Source organism: Streptomyces sp. NPDC127092, assembly GCF_042722475.1.
In the GTDB taxonomy this organism is placed as follows: Bacteria; Actinomycetota; Actinomycetes; order Streptomycetales; family Streptomycetaceae; genus Streptomyces.
On the sequence record NZ_JBHXFE010000436.1, the window covers coordinates 1 to 1,011 of the forward strand.

Sequence of the window (1,011 nt, forward strand, 5' to 3'; positions counted from 1 at the left end):
GATCATCGCGGTGATGTCACAGGTGTATCGGCGCGATTCGGGTGGTCGGGCGTCGTTGCTGCCGGACGGGGACCTGATCAGTCCTTGTCTGACCCGAAAATAGGATGGTGAGTGGGCAGGCCGAAGGCACCGGGCGGAGCCGGGTTATGGTGTTCTGCCGCAGGAAGTGTGGGGTCAGGCGACGGTGTCGGTGATGACGGCTTTGCCGTCGCGGATGGCGATGTGCTGGCCGGTGAGTGTCTGGAGCTGGGTGGCGAGGTCGCGGGCGCGGCGGTGTTTGTTGATCCGGCATTCGTAGTATCCGGGCCCAAGGTCGCAGAATTTGGCGTCCCGGTCGGAGAGCAGGTGGTAGATGACGGTGCGTACCGAGTTGCCGGTGGCGACGATCGCCTTCTGCTTCCCGCGGCGCCGCGCGAGGCGCCGATAGCGGGTGCCGAGGAAGGTGTCGGCGCGGGAGTTGGCGAACGCGATGCAGCCAAGAGTGCCGGCCGGCCATGGGTTGCCCTTGCCGCGGCCCTTGCTCGTGGACTTGCCGGCCGACTGGTGGGTCTGCGGGCAGAACTTCGCCCACGACACCAGATGTGCGGCGGATGGGAATCGGGACATGTCGCGGCGATGAGGGCTTGCATCATCGCCCGTCCGGATACGCCGTGCAGGTCCGAGAGCACCGACGAGATCTTGATCTGGGCATCCTCGAGCAGCTTCTCGACCCGTTGCTGCTCGCGAGTGCGATCCTGCACCAGGGCACGGCGGTAGCGGGTGAGGTCACGTAGCCGGCGGATCTCGGGCGGCTGCACCAGCGATGGCCGGCACATGCCACGTTCGGCCACCTTCGCCAGCCATACCGCGTCGGCCCGGTCGGTCTTCGCCCTGCCCGGCACGTTCTTCACCTCGCGGGCGTTGACCGGCCAGCAGTCGAAGCCCTCGGCTTCGAGAAGGTAGTACACGCCCTTCCAGTAGGTGCTGGTCGATTCCATGACCACCCGGTGCACGTGCCAGTGCCGCAACCAG

1 protein-coding gene and 1 pseudogene are annotated in these 1,011 nt (G+C 66.6%); both read right to left on the reverse strand.

Translation table 11 applies throughout. The annotated features are described in order from the left end of the window. Positions 1–174: 174 nt before the first annotated feature. Positions 175–606, reverse strand: a complete 432-nt coding sequence (locus ACFWJO_RS41085; RefSeq protein ID WP_386873532.1) for a transposase — start codon at positions 604–606, stop codon at positions 175–177. 95 nt (positions 607–701) lie between these two features. Continuing rightward, a pseudogene (locus ACFWJO_RS41090) lies at positions 702–977 on the reverse strand (transposase); the annotation flags it as partial. Positions 978–1,011: the final 34 nt, after the last annotated feature.

Coding starts and splice junctions, on each gene's coding strand:
- ACFWJO_RS41085 (WP_386873532.1), bottom strand. CDS start 606: ATGTCCCGATTCCCATCCGCCGCACATCTGGTGTCGTGGGCGAAGTTC.